A 21,020-nucleotide genomic window follows, 5' to 3' on the forward strand; every position below is an offset into this window, starting at 1 on the left:
GTGGGATGATGAAAGTCTACAACACGACGCGTCTGGCGTTTCAGACCGCGCCGGTGAGTTTGAGCCGTTGGAAAAGCGTGAGCGCCACCTTTGAACAGGCGATCGCGGAGCTTCATGGTTTCGAGCACGAGTTTCTGGAGCCCGCGCGCCGAGCCTTCACGGCGGTGCGGGACAAATGGCCGGGCGATTCCGAAATGCGCAAGGGATCGCTGGCGCAGATGCAGATCGAGAAGGCGCGCGCAATCTTCGAGCCCGTCAAGCTCAGGCACGATCAGCTCGTGGGTGTGGTCAACGACGCCGTCGACGACATGCTGGCGACCCCCGCGCCCTCGATCGCCGCGATGACGACGAAGCTGCGCATCGCGGTGGAAGGCGAATGCAAGGGGCGTCGCAGCGCCGACGAAAATCTGCGGCTGCTGCTTTCCGATGCGCAACGCCTGAGCGGCGAGGCGACAGGCTGAGCGCGCCAGGTTTATTCCGGTTCGGATCGAGTCATAGAGTGTCGCCCCAGCGAAAGCTGGGGCCCAGACGATATCGGGGAATCGCGCACAGGGTTTCGACACCCTTCATCGACATCGCTTGGGCCCCAGCCTACGCTGGGGCGACAGCTCGTGGTCCGATGTAAATCGGAAGCAGTCTAAAGGATTTTACGGCAAGGGTGGAGCGGGTGAAGGGAATCGAACCCTCGTCGTAAGCATGGGAAGCTTCTGCTCTGCCATTGAGCTACACCCGCAAACGCCTGAAAAGCTGTTCTTACCTGCGTCGATCCCGTGGCACGCGGATAGTCCGATCATCGGAACATCGCCGGGATGTCCGGTTGATAGTGATGAGCTGCGCGCGAGGCAAGCGGTGTTGCATCGGATCGCCAGCTAGCCTGGGGATCGCCAGATAGCCTGGCCGAATACTCCGTCTGGCGTATGGCGAAGCATTTTCATTCCGTTATAGAAATGAACAGGGCCAAAGTGGGTCGCCGGTAAGGTCGTCGTGCAGCAGGCATGGCGGCCTTATTGGCGCGTGGTGCAGGATTGGCCGGCCGAGGCTGCGCCGGCTCAATTGTAGAAGATATGGGTGCCCAGTTGCACGGCGCGCGTCAGGCGACGACCCCAGGACGGCGCGACATAATTGGCATGATACCAGAGCACGTTGGATGCGATCTTCTGGACCAGATTCTTGCGCGCAATGTCCGCAATCGCGAGCGCCTTGTGCCAGGCGTCGCTGCTCTTGTCGATCGGCGGGAATTTGCCGCCCCGGATGAAGGAGAATTGCGCGGGCTGGGTTACGACGTCGCAGATCTTCGGCGGATAGCGCCCCGAGGCTGCACGATTGAGTACGACCTGCGCGACCGCCAACTGCCCCTCGAGCGGCTCGCTGCGCGCCTCGAAATAGACGGCGCCCGCGAGGCATTCCTGTTCGGCATCCTGGTTGCCGTAGTTCACGAAGGCGATCACCAGATCGCGCAGCGAAAGGCTCCGGGCGGAAGTGGCCGCGGCCGGGCGCGCGGCGGGTACTGGCGCGGGCGAGGGCGATATGGCCGGCGCGGCTTGCGTGAACGCTACCGGTGGCGGTGCAACCGGCGTTACCGACGCTGCAGCAGGAACGGCGAGCAGGGTCGAAAGGAACAGGAACGCCGCGGCACAGCCGCCGACGCGAAACGCGTTGAACATCGGGTCTCAAATCTGTGCGGTCGGCTTCGTGGGCGCGCGAACATGAGCGCCGTTGATTGCCCCCCGACTAGCGCGCGGTCCGTCTCTGACCCGCAACCTTGCGCTTGCCTAATATCGTCGAGCAGGGGAATGGGAGTCCGGCCGCAGCGAGTCAATCAAGGCGACGTTGATCAACGGCGAATGGTTAACGTGGCGGGGCGGGATGAAGCCGGCTGCAGAGACTTGTCCGGACTTTGCCCCGAATCATGGCGTGTGTGCGTGGTAGTGGGGGCGTTGGCGCTCGCTCAGGCACGAGCGCTAAGAAAAAGGGCGGCGCCAGCGGCACCGCCCTTTGACTGTTCCGTATGTCCGAGCGAATTAACGCTTCGAGAACTGGAAGCTCCGGCGGGCCTTCGCCTTGCCGTATTTCTTGCGCTCGACGGTACGGCTGTCGCGGGTCAGGAAGCCAGCCGTCTTGACCGCGCCGCGCAGCGCGGGCTCGAACTTCGAGAGCGCCTGTGCGATGCCGTGCTTGACCGCGCCGGCCTGACCCGAAAGCCCGCCGCCCTTGACGGTGCAGACGACGTCATACTGACCTTCACGGTCGGAGACGCCGAAGGGCTGGTTGATGACGAGACGCAGCGTGGGACGCGCGAAATAGACTTCCTGATCGCGGCCATTGACCGTGATCTTGCCGGTGCCGGGCTTCAGCCAGACGCGGGCGACGGCATCCTTGCGGCGGCCGGTGGCGTAAGCGCGGCCCTGCGCGTCGACTTCCTTCTCGCGCAGCGGCGCGGAGGGCTGGACGGGCGCGGCGACAAAGCCTTCAGCGGCGATCGCGGCTTCGGCCACGGTGCCCTCGGCGATTTCCTTCAGGTCGGAAAGCGATTGACGGGTATCGGACATTATGCGCCCACCTTGTTCTTGCGGTTCATGGCAGCGACGTCGAGCACGGTCGGGTTCAGACCCTCATGCGGATGCTCGGCGCCCGAATAGATGCGCAGGTTGCGCATCTGCTGGCGGCCCAGCGGGCCGCGCGGGATCATGCGCTCGACAGCCTTTTCAAGCACGCGCTCGGGGAAACGACCCTCGAGCACCTTGCCTGCGGTGATCGACTTGATGCCGCCCGCATAGCCGGTATGCTTGTAATAGACCTTGTCCTGCAGCTTCTTGCCGGTGAAGCGCACCTTGTCCGCGTTGATCACGATGACATTGTCACCGCAATCGACGTGCGGGGTGAAGCTCGTCTTGGTCTTGCCGCGGAGAACATTGGCGATGATCGACGCGAGGCGACCGACCACCAGGCCGTCGGCATCGATCAGATGCCATTTCTTTTCCACCTCAGCCGGCTTGATCGACTTGGTGGTCTTCATCAGCGCCTTCATGGTGCTTGACCTCATGCTATGAAAACAAACGAACCGCCCGTGTGACGGGGCGGTGCGAACTGCGGCCTAATGACGCGGGAGGCGCGTGAAGTCAAGCGAAACCGCGGGATTGCAAACGGGTATTATGATACCATGAAGATTATCGCGCGAGCTTTACGTCGATCCTGGCGTCGGGTTCGGCGCTGGCTGCGCGATCGACGGCGCCTACCCATTCGCGCATGCTCGAATCGAGCAGCAGACCCGTGGCGCGGTCGACGCGGAGTTCGCCTTCGCTGGTCAGGAACGCCGAGTCCGCAATCTGTTTTCGCGTGCGAATGGCGTAGGTGAGCGCGCCGGTGTCGACCGCCCTGAGCATGGCGGACGCTGACTGGCGGGCGTCGCCGCTTTCGATGGCGCCGCCCGGCGCAACGGGCGGCAGCGCATAGCCGACGAGCCGCAGCGGGCTTTCCATCAGCTTGGCGGCGCGCGCCTCGGCGGGCAATGCCGCAATTCCGGCGAGCACGCGCTCTATGTCGCGGGCGACGGCAGGGTCGAGCGTGCTGTCTGCCTTAAGCGCTTCGATCGCCGCGAGCAGCCGGCTCCACGTTCCGGCCTCGTCGAGCAGCCCGAGCGGCTTGCCATCTGTTGACAGCAGGAGCGCGATCTCGAGCCCGACAAAGGGTCGGAAGGCTGCATCGAACCGCTGGGCGATTGGAGCGGGCGCCTTTGCCGTGGCGGACTGCATGATGACTTTCATGCGGTAGCCGCCTGCGTCCCGCGTGAAGCGTACGCGCTGATCGAGCGTGAAGACGAGCGCGAGCCCCTGCCGTTGCCGCGTTTCGACGACCTCGTAGCGAATCTCGCGATCGAGCGGCGGTTGGAAGCTGGCGGCGACGGGCTGAGCGATAACGGGGCAGGGAAGCAGGGCGAGCGCCAGTGCGACAGTCCTGCGCTTCATCATCGCTATTCCCCCGTCGCTGCTTCCACCCAGTCCGAATAGCTATCCAGCGCATGCGCGATTGGCCAGACGGTTATCGCAGGCGTGTCGTAGCTGTGGAGATCGGCGATGCGCGCAACGAGCGCTTCTGCGCCCGCAGCCGAGGTCTTGAAGAGCGCGGGAATTTCTTCGGCGCTTTCGATCGCGCCTTGCCAGCGATAGATCGACCGGCAGGGCGCGAGGATGTTGACGCAGGCGGCCAGTCGTTCCCCGATCACCGTCGCGCCGATCCGTTCGGCCTCTTCCTGCGATCCGAAGACCGCATAGACGGTGACGATCGCGCTCACCCGGTCCGACGTCCCAATGTGAAGGCGGCGGCGGTGGCGGAGATCACGAGCAGCGCGCCAACCGCCTGATGCGCAGTGGCGACCATGATGTTGACCCCGGTCAGCAGCGTGGCGATGCCGAGCGCGATCTGCACGACGACGAGCATCGTGAGGTTGGCCATCGCAGCCGACATTCCAGCCTTGCGGCAGCGCAGACCGAGCACGATGAGCACGGCGCCTGTGATCCAGGCGAACCAGCGGTGTACGAACTGGACGACGATGGGGTTGTCGACGAGATTGCGCAGCCAGGGATCGAGCATCGGCGTGGCGGCGGGAAACCATTCCTCGCCCATTTTCGGCCAGCTCGAAAAGGCGAAGCCGGCGTTGAGTCCGGCGGTGAAGGCGCCCAGCAGGAGCTGGAGGAAGAGCACGGTCAGGGCAAAGGCGGCAAAGCCGGTAAGACGTGCGGGTCGTGCCTGCGGATTTCGCGCGAGTGCAGCGAGGTCGAGCCCGGTCCAGGTGAGGCCGCCCAATATGGTGAATGCGGTCAACAGATGGACCGCAAGCCGGATATGACTGACATCGGTACGCTCGACGAGGCCGGAGGACACCATCCACCAGCCTATCGCGCCCTGAAACCCGCCCAGAGCGAGCAGCGCGGTGAGGCGCGGACCATAGCCTTTCGGAATGGCGCGCTTCCACCAGAACCACAGCATCGGCAGGGCAAAGGCGAGCCCGATGATCCGGCCGAGCAGGCGATGGATATACTCCCAGAAGAAGATCTGCTTGAATTCGCTCAGGCTCATCCCCCGATTGATTTCCTGATATTCGGGGATGCGCTTGTACGCGTCGAACTCGGCTTGCCACGCCTCATGGGTGAGCGGCGGGATCGTTCCGCTGATCGGCTTCCACTCGGTGATCGACAATCCCGATTCGGTGAGGCGCGTGACGCCGCCGACAACGACGATCATGAACACGAGCGCGGCGACACAGGCGAGCCAGCGCGCCAATTTGGCCGGCTGCGGCGCCGGCGTTGCGGGACGGGCGAACGACATGGCCCGCGCCTATGCCGTGGCGCGCGCGGTGGCACAAGGGTGGCGCAGCGCTTTGCGGACGCCGATTTGGGGTTGGATACGCCGCCGCCACAATGTGCATTTGGTAAAACTGGCACTGTAATCAGCACCTGCGCGATTTGGGGATGCCCCTTTCAACACGACTTAAGGGTATTTGGGGGTGGAAGACGGGGATTCCCCCGATGGATGAGGCTTTTGGGGCTCGCTAGGCTGGCGATGACGGCTGCGGCCGTTTCACGGCAAGAGGGCGACAGTGTGAGAACGGCATCCCGCAAGCGATCGTGTCCATCGGCGGTTTTCACCACCTGCTTCGCATGGGCGCTGACGGGCGCCGTTTCATCGGCGTTCGCTCAGGAAACGCCTCCCCCCGACAAGCAGGACTTTCCACCGACGTCCGTGGCCGCAGGGCAGGCCTCGGCGCCGACACCTGGCCCCGATACACAGGCCATGCCGGCCGCGACGCCGGCCTCTCAGGTCCAGGGGCCGCCTGCCGGCGCTGAAGCGCCCACCCAACCTCACAAGAAGAAATTCTTCGATCGCTTCTTCGACGAGGAGGATGGAAAGTTCGATTTCTCCAACATCCTCGCCAAGGGCGGCTTCCTGCCAGTTCCGATCATCATTACCGAACCCGCCGTTGATGGTGGCTTCGGTCTGGCTGCAACATTCATCACCGTACCGCGCGACCATCCCAAGCGGATGACGCGTCGTGTCGTGGGGGCGATGAAGACCGGCAACGGTTCCTATGGCTATGGCTATTTCCAGTCCGGAACCGCATTCGACGGGCGGATGAGCTACAAGTTCGGCGTGGGCCGGGGCAAGGTGACGCTCGACACCTTCCCGGCCTTCGCGCCGCAAGGCATCGAATATAGCAGCAAATATGATTACGGCATTCTGGGATCGGCGCTGTGGCATTTGGGCGACGAGCGCTTTTCCATCGGACCGCTCATCGATTTCCGCAAGCTCAGCACCAAGCTCGACATTGCTGGGCTGCCCGACGATTTCGCCGATCATTTCAACAACACGCTGCACACCGGCGCACTGGGCCTGGGGTTTCACTTCGACGACCGCGACAATCCGCTCACCCCGACCAAGGGCTCGAACGCCTATATCGAAGGCAAGTTCAACCGCACGGCGTTCGGCAGCGACCGCAACTATGAGGTCTATGACGTCGAAGCCTATACCTTCGACAAGATCTCGCCCAAATTGCGCATCGGCCTGAAGCTCGAACTCGATGCCATTCGCGGCGACTTCCCGATTTTTTATGCGCCGGCGATCGACATACGCGGCGTGCAGGCGATGGAGTATCAGGGCATGAACGTCCTGAACACGGAAGTCGAAGTGACGTGGCAACTGAGCCCCCGCTGGTCGCTTCTTGCCTTTGGCGGCATGGGCGCGACGGATGCGGGCAGCTCACGGATCTATGCTGACTCGGGCACGATTTTCGGCGGTGGGGCCGGGTTCCGCTACCGCATCGCGCGAAAGCTCGGGCTCGATGCGGGGATCGATGTCGCCTACGGCCCGGGAGGCGCGACATTCTATATTCAATTCGGCCACGCCTGGTCCTTCGGGATGGACTAAAGGCCGTTGAGATTCACCGTGAGTTGATGGCAGCCTCCGTTCGGTGAGGCGCGTGATCCCGCCGACAACGACGATCATGAGCACGGTGACACAGGCGAGCCAGCGCGCCAATCTGGCCGGCTGTGACGCCGGCGTTGCGGGACGGGGTCGGGTTATCAGGCGGCCGCGCGAGTTCGGCGAAGCCAGGCGGTGGCCGGAAAGAGTTCAGGGCCCATCGGTCGAGAAGGCAGGGCCGCGGGAGAAATCGGCCGGTGGTTGTGGCTTGACGGACAGAAGCGAAGTTTCTTGGTCGTCGCCAAAGACCTCCAGGCTGTTTCCGCTGCCGGGCTGTGGCAGCGTTCCTCCATCGATCCATGCGGAATCCTGATACCGGTTGGCATAGATGGTGGTGCTGCCATATTCGCTGCTGCCGCCACTCATGTTGAACGTCACGCGAAGGTGATTGTCGTCGCCCGGTGTAAATCGAGGCGCCCCCGGCGCAGCGGGGGAACCCGATACTGCGCCGACCAAAACCAGGTCGGCGGCCAGGCTTGTGATGCCCAGATATGTGAGCTCGAGGTCGGCGCAATTAAAATTCACCGTCCCCATGCCGGGGGGATCGGATGGCCGCCACCCACCGGCCGCCCGAATGCCGACGGCAAAGCCGCTGATGGAATCTCGATATGATTTAAGGGTCAGCGTGTTGCCGTTTGTGAACGGCGCCACGAAGCTGGCAAATGGCGCGTTCGAGCCGCCATGAAGCAGCCAGCCGGTTGGCGCCGCCGCCGCTGTGCCGTCCGATTGGTACATGTTGCGGTCCGAAAAGATGACTGTTTCCGAACCGACAACCGGGTACGGCCGGCTGACCCCGCCGTTCGCATCCAGACCGCCCCCGATCATATTGCGGGACAATCGAACAATCACGCGGGCCCGCGGGGCGAAATTGATCGCAAAGACGCCCGAGCCGTTGCCCGGCGAGCGAATCACTGACCGCGTCATTTGGACGGACACGACCGCCCCTTCATGCGGCGCTGGCGGGCTCGCATCGAGCGGATTGAGAGTAAGGACAACCAGACCGCGCCCGGTGGGGCCAGCGGCCGGGCCGGTAATAAGGGCGCCAGACGAATTGGGATTGATCAGTTCGCAACGGTCGATGGTCGCCGAGATTCTGTCGTTCGTGGCGGTCGAGATCACAGCGACGAGATTCCCTTTGCGCCCGGCGACATCGCTGATGGTAAGACCCGTAATCCGCGAGCCATTGCCGAGCCTGAGGATGTCACCTTCCCAGCCCGGCGACGCCTGCAATTTGGATTGCGGCGAGCCTGGCCACCAATTGGAGGCAGCATAAATGGCTTGCATCCTGCCCTCACCCTCGAGGGTGGCGCCGTCGGGCACGACCAAGGGCTCGGTAACATTATAGTCGCCGGCCTTGACCTTGATCGTCGCGCCCTGATTGGCGGGTACGAGCGCACCTTTCAATTCAGTGTAATTTTGCACGACGATCGTGGTCATGCCCCCCTCCCAAGTAGCATCGCAGATCTCGCCTCGAACATAGCATAGTTCAAAGGCATGGCTACCCAATGAAGGCGAGCGCCCCGGTTATGCATCGATGGGCGGGTAACGCTCGAAAATGGGGAGACTATGCATATCCGCCATCCAGCCAATGCGTTCGGCGACCTGGATCTGGGCCGATGGCGGTCCAAGCGCGTCGGGATCGTCGAGCGTCGCCGACTGGATGTCGATCATGCCCGGGAAGATCGCGTCGTTGGTATAAAACAGCCCCGTTCCGCACGCCGTGCAGAAATGACGCCGGCCATCTTCGGACGAAGCGTAAATCCGGGGCTCTCCGCGCGTCACGTTTACCGCATCCGCGGCGAACAGCGCCCAGCCGACGAGTGGCGCGCCCGCCGATCGCCTGCAGTCGGTGCAATGGCACAAGGCATTATGTGCGGGCGTGCCCGACACCTGATAGCGAACCGCTCCGCAATGACAGCCACCTTCAAGCATTGCATCTCTCCCGAATCACTTGATCTCGCAGCATCATAGCGATGTCTCTGCCCGTTGATGACAGCAGCATGGTTTTGCCAAATGTTATGTTGTAACTTACAACGGTCCGTGCCAAAGGCGGTGCGTTCGAACTGGAGTCGTAAGTGGATAACCTCGTATCGCGTGCTGGATTGCTCGATCGGCTGGCCATTGGCCTGTCGGGTCTGTGCGTCGTCCACTGCATCGCGAGCGCGGTTCTGGTGGCGCTGGTTGCATCGGCGGGCGGGCTGCTGGTCGATCACCGGATCCACGAGACGGGGCTGATCATCGCGATCGGGCTCGGCATTATCGCGCTGGGCACCGGAATCTGGCGGCACGGTTTCATGATGCCGTCCGCGGTCGGCGCGCTTGGACTGGGCGTGATGGCAGGGGCGCTTACGCTGTCGCACAACGCCGGCGAGGTGATTTATACCATCCTCGGCGTCGGTATCCTCGCGCTCGGACATGATCTGAACCGTCGCGCGACGCTTTAACCGCGGCTTGCCGTGCGCGGACCAAGCGCCTAAATTCGCCTCATGGCACAGCATCATCACCACGAGCATGAAGGCATCGCACTTGCCGATGCCGCGAAGACCGCGTTCGAGAAATCGGGCGAGCAATGGACCGATATGCGCGCCAGCGTGTTCGATGCGCTTTCGGGCTTCGTCAAGCCGGCGTCGGCTTATGACATTGCGGAGGCCGTATCAAACGCGCAGGGGCGGCGGGTTGCCGCCAACAGCGTCTACAGGATCCTCGACCTGTTCGTGACCGCCAACCTCGCCCGGCGCGTTGAGAGCGTGAACGCCTATGTGGCCAACGCGCATCCCGATTGTCTGCACGATTGCATCTTCCTGGTCTGCGACAATTGCGGACAGGCGACGCATATCGACGATGACAGCCTGTCGGCGGGCGTGCGCACCGCCGCGCGCAAGGCGGGCTTTTCGCCCGAACGCCCCGTGATCGAGGTCCATGGCCGGTGTTCCGATTGCGAGTAATCAGCCGCGGCTGCACCGTTTCTGCACCGTAACCTGACCACGGTTCCGTTCGACAGTCGCGCGCGCGGACGCTAAAGCTGCGGCTTGAAAGAGGGAATATATGTCCGATTCACCCGCGACGCCGTTGCTTGATACCGTCGCCACGCCTGCCGATCTTCGCACGCTCAAGCCTGCCCAGCTTCGCCAGCTTGCGGACGAACTGCGCGCGGAAACCATTTCGGCGGTGGGCACGACGGGCGGGCACCTGGGATCCGGCCTTGGCGTCGTCGAGCTGACGACCGCGATTCACTATGTCTTCAACACACCCGACGACCGGCTGATCTGGGACGTCGGCCACCAATGCTATCCGCACAAGATCCTGACCGGGCGGCGCGACCGCATCCGCACCCTGCGTATGGGTGGCGGTCTTTCGGGTTTCACCAAGCGCTCGGAGAGCGAATTCGACCCCTTTGGCGCTGCGCACAGCTCGACCTCGATTTCCGCAGCGCTGGGCTTTGCGGTCGCCAACAAGCTGGCTGACCGGCCGGGCAAGGCGATTGCGGTGATCGGCGACGGCGCGATGTCGGCGGGCATGGCGTACGAGGCGATGAACAATGCCGAGCAGGCGGGCAACCGGCTGGTCGTCATCCTCAACGACAATGACATGTCGATCGCGCCGCCAGTGGGCGGGCTTTCAGCCTATCTGTCGCGCATCGTCTCGAGCCGCGAGTTCCTGGGGCTACGCGATCTTGCGCGCCGCGTCGCGCGCAGGCTGCCGCGGCCGCTCCACGCAGCCGCGCGCAAGACCGACGAGTTCGCGCGCGGCATGGCGATGGGCGGCACGCTCTTCGAAGAGCTGGGTTTCTATTATGTCGGCCCGATCGACGGCCACAATCTCGATCAGCTCATCCCGGTACTCGAGAATGTCCGTGATACCGAGGAGGGGCCGATCCTCGTCCATGTCGTGACGCAAAAGGGCAAGGGCTATGCGCCCGCCGAAGCCGCTGCCGACAAATATCACGGGGTCCAGAAGTTCGACGTCATCACGGGCGCGCAGGCCAAGGCGCCACCGGGACCGCCCAGCTACACCGGCGTTTTCGCCAAGGCGCTGATCGCCGAGGCAGAGCGCGACGCGACGATCTGCGCGATCACGGCGGCGATGCCCTCGGGCACCGGCCTCGACAAGTTCCAGCAAATGTTCCCGGGTCGCACGTTCGATGTGGGCATTGCAGAGCAACACGCGGTAACCTTCGCCGCAGGGCTCGCAGCACAGGGCATGCGGCCGTTCTGCGCGATCTACTCGACCTTCCTCCAGCGCGCCTATGACCAGGTGGTCCACGACGTCGCGATCCAGAACCTGCCCGTGCGTTTCGCGATCGACCGCGCCGGGCTTGTCGGCGCTGACGGATCCACGCACGCAGGGAGCTTCGACGTCACCTATCTGGCGACGCTTCCCAACTTCGTGGTGATGGCCGCGGCCGACGAGGCTGAGCTCGTCCACATGGTCCATACCTGTGCAGTCCACGACACGGGCCCGATCGCGGTGCGCTATCCGCGCGGCAACGGCACGGGCGTTGCGCTTCCGGCGACCCCCGAACGGCTCGAAATCGGCAAGGGACGCGTCGTTCGTCAGGGCAAGAAGGTCGCGATCCTGTCGCTTGGCACGCGACTGGAAGAGGCCTTGAAGGCCGCCGACCAGCTCGACGCCATGGGACTCTCCACCACCGTCGTCGACCTTCGCTTCGCCAAGCCGCTCGACGAGGCGCTGATCCGCAAGACGCTGACCAGCCATGAGGTCGCGGTGACGATCGAGGAGGGCGCGATTGGCGGGCTCGGCGCGCATGTGCTGACCTATGCCAGCGACAGCGGGCTGATCGATGCGGGTCTGAAGCTGCGGACGATGCGGTTGCCCGATGTCTTTCAGGACCAGGACAAGCCCGAGAAGCAATATGACGACGCGGGGCTCAACGCGCCCAACATCGTCGAGACGGTGCTCAAGGCGCTTCGGCATAATTCGAGCGGGGTTGTCGAGGGCGCGCGGGCTTAGCTCGAATGAAGCACCGGCGGCCGCTTAAAATCACCAGCCGCGTTTCCTCCGTTACCAATGGCTTCGTGCAGGCCATTCTGCCGGACCAGCCGCCAACGGCTGAAGAGCGGGCAATGTTGCTCGATGCTTTGGAAATGACGGAAAGGTCAGTCGAATGTGTCTATTGCGGAGACAAGGCGACTGACTGGGATCATCTTCGCCCATTGGTGGCGGGGAAGAGGCCCAGCGGTTTTCTTACCGATTATCGGAATCTTGTACCATCGTGCGGTCCATGCAATCAGTCTAAGAGCGGTCAGCCGTGGCGCGATTGGATGAGGGGAAAGGCAAGGAATTCGCCGACCTCACGCGGGATCGTCGATGTCGCGTCTCGAGAACTTCGCCTGCAGCGGTTTGAGATATGGGGTGCTGTTACTGCCATCGACCTTCCAGCTATTGCAGGTGTGGATCTATGGAATTCCTACTGGGAGAAGCTTGCGCAAATAGAGGGCATGATGCGAGATGCGCAGGCCAGTGCCACGATCATCCGCACCAAGATCCAATCGGCCTTAAATAAGGATGGTGACCCCGCTTAGGCGGCGTGGACGAATTTGATCCAAAGCCGGATGGCAGCGAGATGGACCATGCCGAGGAAACTTGAGGGCGTTTGATCGTAGCGGGTGGCGACGGCACGATTGATTTTCAGCTTGCCGAACATTCGCTCAATGCCGTTTCGCTGCCTGTAGAGCTGCCGATCGTGCTCGATCCTTTCTCGGCGATTGGAGCGCGCCGGGATGACAGCCTGTATGCTGCGGCTCGCGAGATCGGCGCGAATGGCGTTGGTGTCGTAGCCTTTGTCGGCCAGCAGAGCCGCCGGAGCGCGGTCCGGCAGGCGGATCAGCGTGTCATAGGCCGTGCAGTCGGCGGCTTCACCACCAGTCAGGTGGAAGGCGACGGGGCGTCCTCGGGCATCAGCCAGACAGTGAAGCTTACTGGTGAACCCGCCCCGCGAGCGGCCAAGAGCGCGTCGACAAGTCCCCCTTTTCCGCCCGCTGCCGAGACATGGGCGCGAAGGGTGGTGCTGTCGATGCTGTAGTGTCCGGTGTCGGCCATGATCTCGGCAAGCGTCACCGACACGGCCTCCCAGACCCCGGCCTCGCTCCAACGACGGAACCGCCGGTAGATCGTGTTCCAATTGCCGTATTTTGGCGGGACATCGCGCCAAGCAGTCCCACAGCGCAGCCGCCAGAGTATGCCGTTGACTATCGAGAGATTCTGCTCAGGCCTGCGGCCGCGCCCTCGGTTCTCTGGCTCGATCGGCAGCAGACCCTTCAGAACGCGCCATTCTGCTTCGCTCAGATCGCCCCGGCTCAAACCTGCCTCCAAAAGGCAGCCTTGAATCAACCCACACCGTCCACGTCAACCAATTCGTCCACGCCGCCTAGCCCACCCCCTCCATCACCCGCTTCACGGTCTGAGGTTCCTTGGCGTCATCGCCAGCAATATCCGTGCCGCACGCTCGGGCTGGCGGCGGCCCTGTTCCCAGTCACGGATCGATGCGAGGCTGAAGCCATAGGTTCGTGCGAACGCTTCCTGCTTGTGCGCCTTGCGGATGGCCTGCACATCGACCTCGGCGGGCACAAGGGCGACAAAGCCCTCGCGCTCACCCTGAGCTTGTCGAAGGGTATTTGTCCGAATAGGCTTCGACAAGCTCAGCCAGAGCGCGGGTGGGGGCCGAATGCCATTCTATACCTATATTCTGCGATGTTCAGACGGCAGCTACTATACCGGACATACGGATGATCTGGACGTGCGAATGGCGCAGCACAGCAACGGTGTTGGGGCCGCCTACACCGCAAAGCGCCGTCCATTGACCCTTGTTTGGGCGACGGATTGCCAGACCTGCACCAACGCGTTCGAGCTGGAACGTCAGATCAAGGGCTGGTCCCGCGCCAAGAAGGAAGCATTGATGCGGGGTGATTTCGAAGCACTGCCCGATCTGGCACGTGGCAGGACAGGACGGCTCGAACCCCAAATGCGCTCAGGCTGAGCTTGTCGACGCCCATTTTCGCTAGCTGGAGAAGAGCGATCAGGTTTGCCCCTCACTCATGTCCTTCGCTGGTATGCCCATGCGGCGCGGCGTGGCCGTGGTGGCGCAGGTATCGATCGTCGATGTCTTCGATCATCGCCCTGGCAGCCTCCTTTCCGGCCTGAAGCTCGATCAGTCGGTCGATCTTGGCCTCCATCCTGTCGTCATTCTCCTTTGACGTGGGCGATCCCACGTAGAGGAAATATGCCAGACCAACGACCTGCCAGAGCAGTTGCAGGAACTCGGACTGCCAGTTTTCGAAGGTCTCCCGCCCCATCTCCATCAGGAATGCTCGGGTTTCAGGGGACTGACCATGCTGCGTGGCCTCGTCGAGATACGCGTACCAGCCGAAAAGCCAGTGGAGCGCGAACGAGACCAGGAAAAAGCCGATCGTGATCCAGGCGTAAGCGTATTTCTTGAAGATGCCGGCGTTCATGGGGCTCTCCTTCTTGTTTGCTGTTGCGAAACGAAGCGGCGTTTGCTGCCGTTCCCTTCGACATTCGTGCCCGAAGCCCCTAGGAGCGCGGTTATGCCCAAGATCCGCGCCGATCAGATCCTCGTAGACCGCGGCCTAGCCGAGAGCCGGACGCGCGCTCAGGCGCTGATCCTGGCGGGGCTCGTATTTTCGGGCGAGCGCAAGATCGACAAGGCGGGGCAAGCGCTTCCCGATGATGCGCCGATCGAGGTGCGCGGGCGCGATCATCCCTGGGTGTCGCGGGGTGGGATCAAGCTGGCGCATGCGCTCGAACATTTCGGCTGGGATGTGGCGGATGCGGTGGCGATGGACGTGGGATCGTCGACGGGGGGCTTCACCGATGTGTTGCTGAGCAACGGCGCGGCGCGCGTCTATGCCGTAGACAGCGGGACCAACCAGCTTGCCTGGAAGCTGCGGCAGGACCCGCGTGTGATCGTGCATGAACAGACGAGCGCGCGCATCCTGACGCCTGCGCATGTTCCCGAACCGATCGACCTTTTCGTCTGCGATGCGAGCTTCATTTCCCTTTCCAAGGTGCTCGACGTGCCTCTGTCTTTTGCTGCGCCCGATGCACGGCTGATCGCGCTCATCAAGCCCCAGTTCGAGGCGGGGCGGGAGGAAGTCGGGAAGGGCGGGGTCGTTCGCGATCCCGCGGTCCATGCGCGCGTCTGCGAGGAAGTGCGCCAATGGGTGGCGGCCAAGAACTGGGATGTCGAGGGCATCGTCGAAAGCCCGATCAAGGGCCCCGAGGGCAATGTCGAATTCCTGATCGCTGCGCGACGATCGTCCGCGACAAATTGCGACAACTGAGCCGCTTGCCAATCGACCCGCCGCGCACTAGCGACGCTTGGGCTCATGCGTACCCTGTATCTCTTCCTTGCCCCCGTGGCATTGCTGGCCGGCTGCAGCAACGGCAACGGCAATGCGGGGGGCAATCGCGCCGCGCCGCTGGTAAAGGTGGAGGCGGTTTCCTCGCACCCGTTCGTCGACCGGATCGATGCGATCGGCACCGCATTCGCCAACGAGCAGGTGACGCTGGCGGCGCCCGTCACTGAAAGACTTGTCCGGGTCAATTTCACCGATGGCGGCTTCGTCCACGCGGGCCAGGTGATCGCGACGCTGGCGCAAGGACAAGAAAGCGCGCAGCTCGCGGACGCGGGCGGACGTGCGCGCGAAGCCCAGCAGCAGTTGGCGCGACTCCAGCAGCTCAAGCAGCGCGGCTTTGCGACCAACGCCGCGGTCGACGCGCAGTCGGCGCTTGCCTCCTCGGCGCGCGCGCAGGCCGCGGAAGCGCGCGCCTCGATGGGCGACCGCGTCATTCGCGCGCCCTTCTCGGGATGGGTATCGCTGCGCACCATCTCGCAGGGCGCGGTCGTGACGTCGGGTACGGCGATCGCGACTGTCAGCGACATTTCGCAGATCAAGCTCGACTTCGCGGTGCCGGAAACGCTGCTTGCGTCGATAAAGCAGGGTCAGACGATCAACGCGGTGGCCGCCGCCTGGCCCGATCGCAGCTTCAGCGGGCAGGTCCGCAGCATCGATCCGGTGATTAATCCCGCCACGCGCGCTGTTACCGTCCGCGCGGTGCTTCCCAACGCCGATCTGTCGCTCAAGCCCGGCATGTTGATGACCGTCGCGGTTGAATCCGCGGCGCGCACGTCTCCCGCAATCCCCGAGCTTGCACTGGTGGGCGAGGGCGACCGCAGCTTTGTCTATGTGCTCGGCGCCGGTGACAAGGTGAAGCGTACGCCCGTGCGCACCGGCGCGCGGCAGAACGGCATGGTCGAGGTCGTCGAAGGGCTTCAGCCCGGAACGCGCGTGGTGACCGAAGGCGTAGTCAAGCTCGCCGATGGCATGCAGGTGAGCCTCGCCGGTTCCAAGAGCGTAAAGCCCACCGCGGCGCGCAAATAGCGAAGGGCGGCGCATGCAGCTCTCCGATCTATCCGTTCGCCGCCCGGTTTTCGCTACCGTCATAGCGCTGCTGCTCTGCGTCGTCGGGGTGGTCGGCTTCTTCAGCCTTTCGGTACGAGAATATCCCGATACCGATCCGCCCGTGGTCTCGGTCGAAACCGTCTACACTGGCGCCGCTGCGAGCGTTGTCGAGACGCGGATCACGCAGGTGCTCGAGGAACAGTTGGCGGGCATCGAGGGTATCCTCGCGATCACTTCGCGTTCGCGCGATGGACAGTCGGACATCACGGTAGAGTTCAATCCCGGGCGCGACATCGATTCTGCGGCGAATGATGTTCGCGATCGTGTCAGCGCGGCGATCGAGGATCTGCCCGAAGAGGCGTTGGCGCCCGAAGTGCGCAAGGCCGACGCCGACGCGCAACCGATCTTGTTCCTCGTCTTTTCCAAGCCCGACTGGTCCCGCCTTCAGCTCAGCGACTATGTCGACCGCAACCTGGTCGATCGCTTCTCGGCAATCGACGGCGTGGCGCGCGTGTTCGTGGGTGGTGAGGCGCGGCCTTCGATGCGCATCTGGCTGAATGCCGAGCGGCTCGCTGCATTCCAGATGACTCCGGCCGATGTCGAGACCGCGCTGAGGACGCAGAATGTCGAGCTTCCTGCGGGGCGCATCGAATCGAAGGACCAGAATGTCACGTTGCGCGTCGACCGTCCTTTCGGCACGCCCGAGGAGTTCCAGCAACTCGTGATCGGCCGCGGCGCCGACGGATATCTTGTGCGCCTCAGCGATGTCGCGCGCGTCGAGCAGAATGCCGAGAACATGTACCAGCAGTTCCGGCTGAACGGACAGCCCGCGGTTGGCCTCGGCATCGTCCGCCAGTCGGGCGCGAACACGCTCGAGGTCGCCGAGCGCGCAAAGGCCGAGGCGGCGTCGCTCGATTTGCCCCAGGGCATGACTTTCAACGTCGGGTCCGACGAATCGCTCTTCATCAGCCGCGCGATCGAGCGCGTCTGGCACACGCTGGCCGAGGCGGCGGTCCTTGTCGTGCTCGTCATCTTCCTGTTTCTTGGAAGCTGGCGCGCGACGCTGATCCCGGCGGTCACCGTGCCGATCTGTCTGCTCTGCGCCTTCGCGGTGCTCTGGTTCTTCGGCTATTCGATCAACCTGCTGACGCTGCTCGCGCTGGTGCTGGCGATCGGCCTGGTGGTCGACGACGCGATCGTGGTGCTGGAAAACGTCTATCACCGGATCGAGCAGGGCGAGCCCCCGCTGGTGGCCGCCTTCAAGGGCACGCGCCAGGTCGGCTTCGCGGTGATCTCGACCACGGTCGTCGTCTGCGCGGTGTTCGTGCCCGTCATGTTCCTTGCGGGACAGACCGGGCTGTTGTTCCGCGAACTCGCAGTGGCGATGGTGGCGGCGATCGCCTTTTCGGGCTTCCTGGCGCTCAGCCTTGCGCCGATGCTCTGTTCGAAGTTGCTGCGCCATCAACAGCGCGGACGCTTCACCCAATGGGTGGACGACAATTTCCAGCGGCTCGAGGGCAGCTATGCAAAATGGCTCGACAAGGCGGTCACCAAGCCGCTGATCCCCGTTGCGCTTACCATCCTGTTCCTCGCGGCCGCGGGCGTGATGTTCACCTTCATGAAGTCCGAGCTCATCCCCGAAGAGGATGTCGGCATCGTGCAGGTGCAGGTCAGCGCGCCCGAGGGCACCGGCTTCGACACCATGGACCGCTATATGCTGCAGGCGCAGGAGACGATGCTGCCGCTGCTTCAGGAAGGCGCGGCCCGCACGGTCATCACGCGCACGCCCGGTGGTTTCGGCGCCAGCGACGATTTCAATAGCGGCACCTTCATCATCTTTCTCAAGCCTTGGGAAGACCGGCAGAAAACCACGCAGGAGGTTGCGGCCGAGGTCAACGGGAAGCTGCGCCAGCAGGCCGCCATCCGCGGCAATGTGCAGGTGCGCTCGTCGATCGGCGGGCGCGGTCAGCCGATCAACTTCGTCATTGCAGGCAACAGTTACGAGGAACTGGCGATAGCGCGCGATCGCATCCTCGCCGCCGCCGCCGAAAATCCGCGCATCATCAACCTCGATTCCGACTACAAGGAAACCAAGCCCCAGCTTCGCATCGAGGTGAACACGCAGCGCGCGGGCGACCTTGGCGTGTCGGTCGAGGATGTGAGCCAGGCGCTCCAGAGCCTGCTCGGATCGCGGCGCGTGTCGACCTATATCGACCGCGGCGAGGAATATCGCGTCATCGTACAGGCCGAGGCTGCCGGACGTTCGTCACTCGCCAACCTCGCGCAGATCCACGTGCGCAACCGCACGGGCGAACTGATCCCGCTTTCCAACCTAGTCACCACGCGCGAGACGGCGGGACCGCGCGATCTTGGCCGGTTCAACAAGATGCGCGCGATCACGCTCTCGGGCGGGCTTGCGCCGGGCTATACACTGGGTGAGGCGCTGACCTTCCTCGAACAGCAGGCCAATGCCTCGCCCGAAGTCACCGCGATCGGCTATCGCGGCCAGAGCCAGGCGTTCAAGGAGACGGGCGGCTCTATCTGGGTCGTATTCGGTCTGACGATCCTGATCGTGTTTCTGGTGCTGGCGGCGCAGTTCGAAAGCTTCGTCCATCCGATGGTGATCATCACCACCGTGCCGCTGGCGGTGGCGGGGGGCGTCGTCGGACTCGCGCTCACCGGGCAGACGATCAACCTCTACAGCCAGGTGGGCATCGTGATGCTCGTCGGACTTGCGGCCAAGAATGGCATCCTGATCGTCGAGTTCGCCAATCAGTTGCGCGACGAGGGCAAGGCGATCGCGGAATCCATACGCATGGCCGCGGCGCGGCGTCTGCGGCCGATCCTGATGACCTCGATTGCGACGGTCATGGGAGCGATGCCACTCGTCCTTGTCGGCGGAGCGGGCGCCGCGTCGCGCACCGCAATCGGCGTCGTGATCGTTTTCGGGGTTGCCATTGCCACCTTCATTACGCTTTTCCTCATTCCTATCCTGTATCAGCGGCTTGCCCGCTATACGGGCTCGCCCGAGGCGGTCGGGCGTGAACTGGACGCGGCACTTGAACGGCCCGCGCCCGCGGAATGAGGAAGGCCTGAGGGGATGACCGAACTCGCATCGCAGTCGCAATTGAGGGGATCGCTGTTTCGCTGGGCGCTGGTGACAGTGCCCGCGACGGTGCTGCTGGGCGTCCTGTCGGGCCGGCTTTCCAATTCGGGCTATGGGAATCCGTGGTTCGATGCGCTGCAAAAGCCCGACATCATGCCGCCGGGCTGGGTTTTCGGGGCGGCCTGGACGCTGCTCTACGTCCTGATGGGGCTTGCGGCGGCGGTGGTGCTCAATGCGCGCGGAGCGAATGGGCGTCCGTTGGCGATCGCGCTGTTTATCGCGCAGTTTGTCGCCAATCTGGCGTGGTCTCCGCTTTTCTTCGCTGCACATCAGGTGTCCCTGGCGCTTTGGCTGATCCTGCTGATCCTCGTCCTTGCGGTTGCGACGACGGCTGCATTCGGGCGCGTGCGCGCGATCGCTGCGTGGCTGATGGTGCCTTATCTCGCATGGCTGTGTTTCGCGTCGCTGCTCAATTGGCAGATCGATCGGCTCAATCCCGATGCCGAAACTCTTGTGCGTGGCTCCCCGAAGGCCCAGATAGCGCTCTAGCAAGGGAACCATGCCTCGATTGGAGCGCGAGTAATGCAGTCTGAGAACCGGATTTTCGACGATTTCGTCAAGTTCATCAACGGCGCCGCCGGAACCCTTGCCGGCGTAGGGCGCGAGGCCGAGGCCTCGGCGCGCGAGCGCGCAAAGGAGTGGATCGGCGGGCTCGATTTTGTCAGCCGCGACGAGTTCGAGGCGGTCAAGGCGATGGCCGCCGCCGCGCGCGACGAGGCTGATGCGCTGAGGGCGCGACTGGACAGGCTCGAAGGCAAGACGACCCCCGGAGCTGCCGCGAAGCCGGCCGTCAAAAAAGCCGCCAAGCCAAAGGCCTGAACCGAATCCTCCACAGTTTATTTGCCGGGATGCACCGTTTTGCCTTGTTTTCGCAGGCAAGCGGTTGCACCTGTTGCACCATGAATAACGGCCAGGCAGGCAGGAATGACATTGGACGAGTTTGAGGCGGCGCGCGACAGCGGTGCGCCGATCGAAATGCTCGAAGCCTATTTCACGGCGCATGGCTGGACCCATGAAAAAGTGGGCGATGACGAGATCGTCGCCACCACCGACGGAAGCTGGGCGAAATATGAACTTCGTGCGGTATGGCGCGAGGACGACCGCGTGCTCCAGTTCCTGGCACTGCCCGATATCAAGGTTGCGGTCGAGAAACGCGCCGCGATTTACGAGACGCTGGGACTGATCAACGAGCAGCTTTGGCTCGGCCATTTCGAACTCTGGTCATCGAGCGGCATCGTGCTGTTCCGGCATGCGGCGCTGCTTGACGGGCAGGAGGACTATCATCTGTCGCTCGATCAGGTCGAGCTTCTCGTCGAAACCGCGATCGACGAGTGCGAACGCTTTTATCCGGTCTTCCAGTTCGTGCTGTGGGGCGGCAAGTCGCCGCCCGAGGCGATTGCAGCCGCGCTGATCGAGACGCGCGGCGAGGCATAGCA

24 protein-coding genes, 1 tRNA gene and 1 pseudogene are annotated in these 21,020 nt (G+C 63.4%); 13 read left to right on the forward strand and 13 right to left on the reverse strand.

The window, feature by feature from the left end:
• Positions 1-5 precede the first annotated feature (5 nt).
• Positions 6-461 carry a hypothetical protein gene (locus D3876_RS10995; protein WP_119762147.1) on the forward strand — a complete coding sequence of 152 codons (456 nt, stop codon included), beginning with the start codon at positions 6-8 and terminating at the stop codon, positions 459-461.
• 198 nt (positions 462-659) lie between these two features.
• On the opposite strand, the gene D3876_RS11000 is transcribed toward D3876_RS10995, so the two are convergent.
• The 7 genes from D3876_RS11000 to D3876_RS11030 all read right to left on the reverse strand — a co-directional run bounded on the left by D3876_RS11000 (position 660) and on the right by D3876_RS11030 (position 5,325).
• Positions 660-733: transfer RNA gene (locus D3876_RS11000), tRNA-Gly, on the reverse strand.
• Positions 734-1,049: 316 nt separating this feature from the next.
• Positions 1,050-1,664 carry a cell wall hydrolase gene (locus D3876_RS11005; RefSeq protein WP_119762148.1) on the reverse strand — a complete coding sequence of 205 codons (615 nt, stop codon included), beginning with the start codon at positions 1,662-1,664 and terminating at the stop codon, positions 1,050-1,052.
• 357 nt (positions 1,665-2,021) lie between these two features.
• The gene (gene rpsI, locus D3876_RS11010; RefSeq protein ID WP_119762150.1) at positions 2,022-2,549 is read right to left on the reverse strand and encodes a 30S ribosomal protein S9; all 528 of its coding nucleotides are present in this window, start codon (positions 2,547-2,549) and stop codon (positions 2,022-2,024) included.
• The gene (gene rplM / locus D3876_RS11015; RefSeq protein WP_119762152.1) at positions 2,549-3,028 is read right to left on the reverse strand and encodes a 50S ribosomal protein L13; all 480 of its coding nucleotides are present in this window, start codon (positions 3,026-3,028) and stop codon (positions 2,549-2,551) included. The genes rpsI and rplM overlap by 1 nt, the downstream gene beginning before the upstream one ends.
• A gap of 139 nt (positions 3,029-3,167) precedes the next feature.
• A complete protein-coding gene (locus D3876_RS11020; protein ID WP_147417646.1) occupies positions 3,168-3,965 on the reverse strand; it encodes a hypothetical protein in 798 nt (265 codons plus the stop codon).
• 5 nt (positions 3,966-3,970) lie between these two features.
• Positions 3,971-4,291, reverse strand: a complete 321-nt coding sequence (gene cutA, locus D3876_RS11025) for a divalent-cation tolerance protein CutA (protein WP_119762155.1) — start codon at positions 4,289-4,291, stop codon at positions 3,971-3,973.
• Positions 4,288-5,325, reverse strand: coding sequence for a COX15/CtaA family protein (locus tag D3876_RS11030; protein WP_182911983.1), 1,038 nt, complete (start codon positions 5,323-5,325; stop codon positions 4,288-4,290). The genes cutA and D3876_RS11030 overlap by 4 nt, the downstream gene beginning before the upstream one ends.
• Positions 5,326-5,364: 39 nt before the next feature.
• Here D3876_RS11030 and D3876_RS11035 point away from each other — a divergent pair, with 39 nt between their 5' ends.
• Entirely contained in the window at positions 5,365-6,921 is a 1,557-nt protein-coding gene (locus D3876_RS11035; RefSeq protein ID WP_182911984.1) for a hypothetical protein, read from the forward strand.
• A gap of 204 nt (positions 6,922-7,125) precedes the next feature.
• On the opposite strand, the gene D3876_RS11045 is transcribed toward D3876_RS11035, so the two are convergent.
• On the reverse strand, positions 7,126-8,412 hold the full coding sequence (locus D3876_RS11045; protein ID WP_119762156.1) for a hypothetical protein: 1,287 nt from the start codon (positions 8,410-8,412) through the stop codon (positions 7,126-7,128).
• A gap of 87 nt (positions 8,413-8,499) precedes the next feature.
• Positions 8,500-8,907: a GFA family protein gene (locus D3876_RS11050; protein WP_119762158.1), complete on the reverse strand. Its 408-nt coding sequence runs from the start codon at positions 8,905-8,907 to the stop codon at positions 8,500-8,502.
• Positions 8,908-9,050: 143 nt separating this feature from the next.
• Here D3876_RS11050 and D3876_RS11055 point away from each other — a divergent pair, with 143 nt between their 5' ends.
• The 4 genes from D3876_RS11055 to D3876_RS20260 all read left to right on the forward strand — a co-directional run bounded on the left by D3876_RS11055 (position 9,051) and on the right by D3876_RS20260 (position 12,518).
• Positions 9,051-9,419, forward strand: a complete 369-nt coding sequence (locus D3876_RS11055; protein ID WP_119762159.1) for a MerC domain-containing protein — start codon at positions 9,051-9,053, stop codon at positions 9,417-9,419.
• Between the two features lie 42 nt (positions 9,420-9,461).
• Positions 9,462-9,920 (forward strand): Fur family transcriptional regulator, encoded by a 459-nt coding sequence (locus D3876_RS11060; RefSeq protein ID WP_119762161.1) that lies wholly within the window; start codon positions 9,462-9,464, stop codon positions 9,918-9,920.
• Positions 9,921-10,020: 100 nt separating this feature from the next.
• Entirely contained in the window at positions 10,021-11,946 is a 1,926-nt protein-coding gene (gene dxs, locus D3876_RS11065) for a 1-deoxy-D-xylulose-5-phosphate synthase (RefSeq protein ID WP_119762162.1), read from the forward strand.
• A 5-nt stretch (positions 11,947-11,951) separates the two neighbouring features.
• The gene (locus tag D3876_RS20260; protein ID WP_147417647.1) at positions 11,952-12,518 is read left to right on the forward strand and encodes an HNH endonuclease signature motif containing protein; all 567 of its coding nucleotides are present in this window, start codon (positions 11,952-11,954) and stop codon (positions 12,516-12,518) included.
• On the opposite strand, the gene D3876_RS11075 is transcribed toward D3876_RS20260, so the two are convergent.
• From D3876_RS11075 to D3876_RS11080, 3 genes and pseudogenes are all read right to left on the reverse strand, one after another.
• Positions 12,515-13,147, reverse strand: a complete 633-nt coding sequence (locus D3876_RS11075) for an IS5 family transposase (RefSeq protein ID WP_338014295.1) — start codon at positions 13,145-13,147, stop codon at positions 12,515-12,517. The genes D3876_RS20260 and D3876_RS11075 overlap by 4 nt on opposite strands.
• Positions 13,117-13,326, reverse strand: a pseudogene (locus D3876_RS20825) (transposase); the annotation flags it as partial. The gene D3876_RS11075 and the pseudogene D3876_RS20825, both read right to left, overlap by 31 nt.
• Positions 13,327-13,389: 63 nt before the next feature.
• On the reverse strand, positions 13,390-13,632 hold the full coding sequence (locus tag D3876_RS11080) for a helix-turn-helix domain-containing protein (RefSeq protein WP_220475455.1): 243 nt from the start codon (positions 13,630-13,632) through the stop codon (positions 13,390-13,392).
• Positions 13,633-13,660: 28 nt separating this feature from the next.
• Here D3876_RS11080 and D3876_RS11085 point away from each other — a divergent pair, with 28 nt between their 5' ends.
• Positions 13,661-13,972 (forward strand): GIY-YIG nuclease family protein, encoded by a 312-nt coding sequence (locus tag D3876_RS11085; RefSeq protein WP_119762166.1) that lies wholly within the window; start codon positions 13,661-13,663, stop codon positions 13,970-13,972.
• Positions 13,973-14,024: 52 nt separating this feature from the next.
• Here D3876_RS11085 and D3876_RS11090 read toward each other — a convergent pair whose 3' ends face one another.
• Positions 14,025-14,447 carry a DUF6766 family protein gene (locus tag D3876_RS11090; RefSeq protein ID WP_119762168.1) on the reverse strand — a complete coding sequence of 141 codons (423 nt, stop codon included), beginning with the start codon at positions 14,445-14,447 and terminating at the stop codon, positions 14,025-14,027.
• 93 nt (positions 14,448-14,540) lie between these two features.
• On the opposite strand from D3876_RS11090, the gene D3876_RS11095 reads away from it, so the two are divergent.
• From D3876_RS11095 to D3876_RS11120, 6 genes are all read left to right on the forward strand, one after another.
• Entirely contained in the window at positions 14,541-15,296 is a 756-nt protein-coding gene (locus D3876_RS11095; RefSeq protein ID WP_119762170.1) for a TlyA family RNA methyltransferase, read from the forward strand.
• A gap of 45 nt (positions 15,297-15,341) precedes the next feature.
• Positions 15,342-16,397, forward strand: coding sequence for an efflux RND transporter periplasmic adaptor subunit (locus tag D3876_RS11100; RefSeq protein WP_119762172.1), 1,056 nt, complete (start codon positions 15,342-15,344; stop codon positions 16,395-16,397).
• A gap of 13 nt (positions 16,398-16,410) precedes the next feature.
• Positions 16,411-19,503, forward strand: a complete 3,093-nt coding sequence (locus D3876_RS11105) for an efflux RND transporter permease subunit (RefSeq protein ID WP_119762174.1) — start codon at positions 16,411-16,413, stop codon at positions 19,501-19,503.
• 15 nt (positions 19,504-19,518) lie between these two features.
• A complete protein-coding gene (locus tag D3876_RS11110) occupies positions 19,519-20,073 on the forward strand; it encodes a TspO/MBR family protein (RefSeq protein ID WP_119762176.1) in 555 nt (184 codons plus the stop codon).
• A 33-nt stretch (positions 20,074-20,106) separates the two neighbouring features.
• Positions 20,107-20,403: an accessory factor UbiK family protein gene (locus D3876_RS11115; RefSeq protein WP_119762178.1), complete on the forward strand. Its 297-nt coding sequence runs from the start codon at positions 20,107-20,109 to the stop codon at positions 20,401-20,403.
• A gap of 105 nt (positions 20,404-20,508) precedes the next feature.
• Positions 20,509-21,018, forward strand: a complete 510-nt coding sequence (locus D3876_RS11120; RefSeq protein ID WP_119762180.1) for a type III secretion system chaperone family protein — start codon at positions 20,509-20,511, stop codon at positions 21,016-21,018.
• Positions 21,019-21,020 lie beyond the last annotated feature (2 nt).

It is taken from the genome of Sphingomonas cavernae (assembly GCF_003590775.1).
Lineage (GTDB): Bacteria > Pseudomonadota > Alphaproteobacteria > Sphingomonadales > Sphingomonadaceae > Sphingobium_A > Sphingobium_A cavernae.

Bases quoted from the DNA above. Each gene is read 5' to 3' on its own strand.
- D3876_RS11085 (WP_119762166.1), top strand. From the start codon at position 13,661: ATGCCATTCTATACCTATATTCTGCGATGTTCAGACGGCAGCTACTAT.
- D3876_RS11030 (WP_182911983.1), bottom strand. From the start codon at position 5,325: ATGTCGTTCGCCCGTCCCGCAACGCCGGCGCCGCAGCCGGCCAAATTG.
- D3876_RS11115 (WP_119762178.1), top strand. From the start codon at position 20,107: ATGCAGTCTGAGAACCGGATTTTCGACGATTTCGTCAAGTTCATCAAC.
- rplM (WP_119762152.1), bottom strand. From the start codon at position 3,028: ATGAAGGCGCTGATGAAGACCACCAAGTCGATCAAGCCGGCTGAGGTG.
- D3876_RS11100 (WP_119762172.1), top strand. From the start codon at position 15,342: ATGCGTACCCTGTATCTCTTCCTTGCCCCCGTGGCATTGCTGGCCGGC.
- rpsI (WP_119762150.1), bottom strand. From the start codon at position 2,549: ATGTCCGATACCCGTCAATCGCTTTCCGACCTGAAGGAAATCGCCGAG.
- D3876_RS11120 (WP_119762180.1), top strand. From the start codon at position 20,509: ATGACATTGGACGAGTTTGAGGCGGCGCGCGACAGCGGTGCGCCGATC.
- D3876_RS11050 (WP_119762158.1), bottom strand. From the start codon at position 8,907: ATGCTTGAAGGTGGCTGTCATTGCGGAGCGGTTCGCTATCAGGTGTCG.
- D3876_RS11020 (WP_147417646.1), bottom strand. From the start codon at position 3,965: ATGAAGCGCAGGACTGTCGCACTGGCGCTCGCCCTGCTTCCCTGCCCC.
- D3876_RS11095 (WP_119762170.1), top strand. From the start codon at position 14,541: ATGCCCAAGATCCGCGCCGATCAGATCCTCGTAGACCGCGGCCTAGCC.
- D3876_RS11045 (WP_119762156.1), bottom strand. From the start codon at position 8,412: ATGACCACGATCGTCGTGCAAAATTACACTGAATTGAAAGGTGCGCTC.
- D3876_RS20260 (WP_147417647.1), top strand. From the start codon at position 11,952: ATGAAGCACCGGCGGCCGCTTAAAATCACCAGCCGCGTTTCCTCCGTT.
- D3876_RS11105 (WP_119762174.1), top strand. From the start codon at position 16,411: ATGCAGCTCTCCGATCTATCCGTTCGCCGCCCGGTTTTCGCTACCGTC.
- D3876_RS11060 (WP_119762161.1), top strand. From the start codon at position 9,462: ATGGCACAGCATCATCACCACGAGCATGAAGGCATCGCACTTGCCGAT.
- D3876_RS10995 (WP_119762147.1), top strand. From the start codon at position 6: ATGATGAAAGTCTACAACACGACGCGTCTGGCGTTTCAGACCGCGCCG.
- D3876_RS11090 (WP_119762168.1), bottom strand. From the start codon at position 14,447: ATGAACGCCGGCATCTTCAAGAAATACGCTTACGCCTGGATCACGATC.
- dxs (WP_119762162.1), top strand. From the start codon at position 10,021: ATGTCCGATTCACCCGCGACGCCGTTGCTTGATACCGTCGCCACGCCT.
- D3876_RS11005 (WP_119762148.1), bottom strand. From the start codon at position 1,664: ATGTTCAACGCGTTTCGCGTCGGCGGCTGTGCCGCGGCGTTCCTGTTC.
- D3876_RS11110 (WP_119762176.1), top strand. From the start codon at position 19,519: ATGACCGAACTCGCATCGCAGTCGCAATTGAGGGGATCGCTGTTTCGC.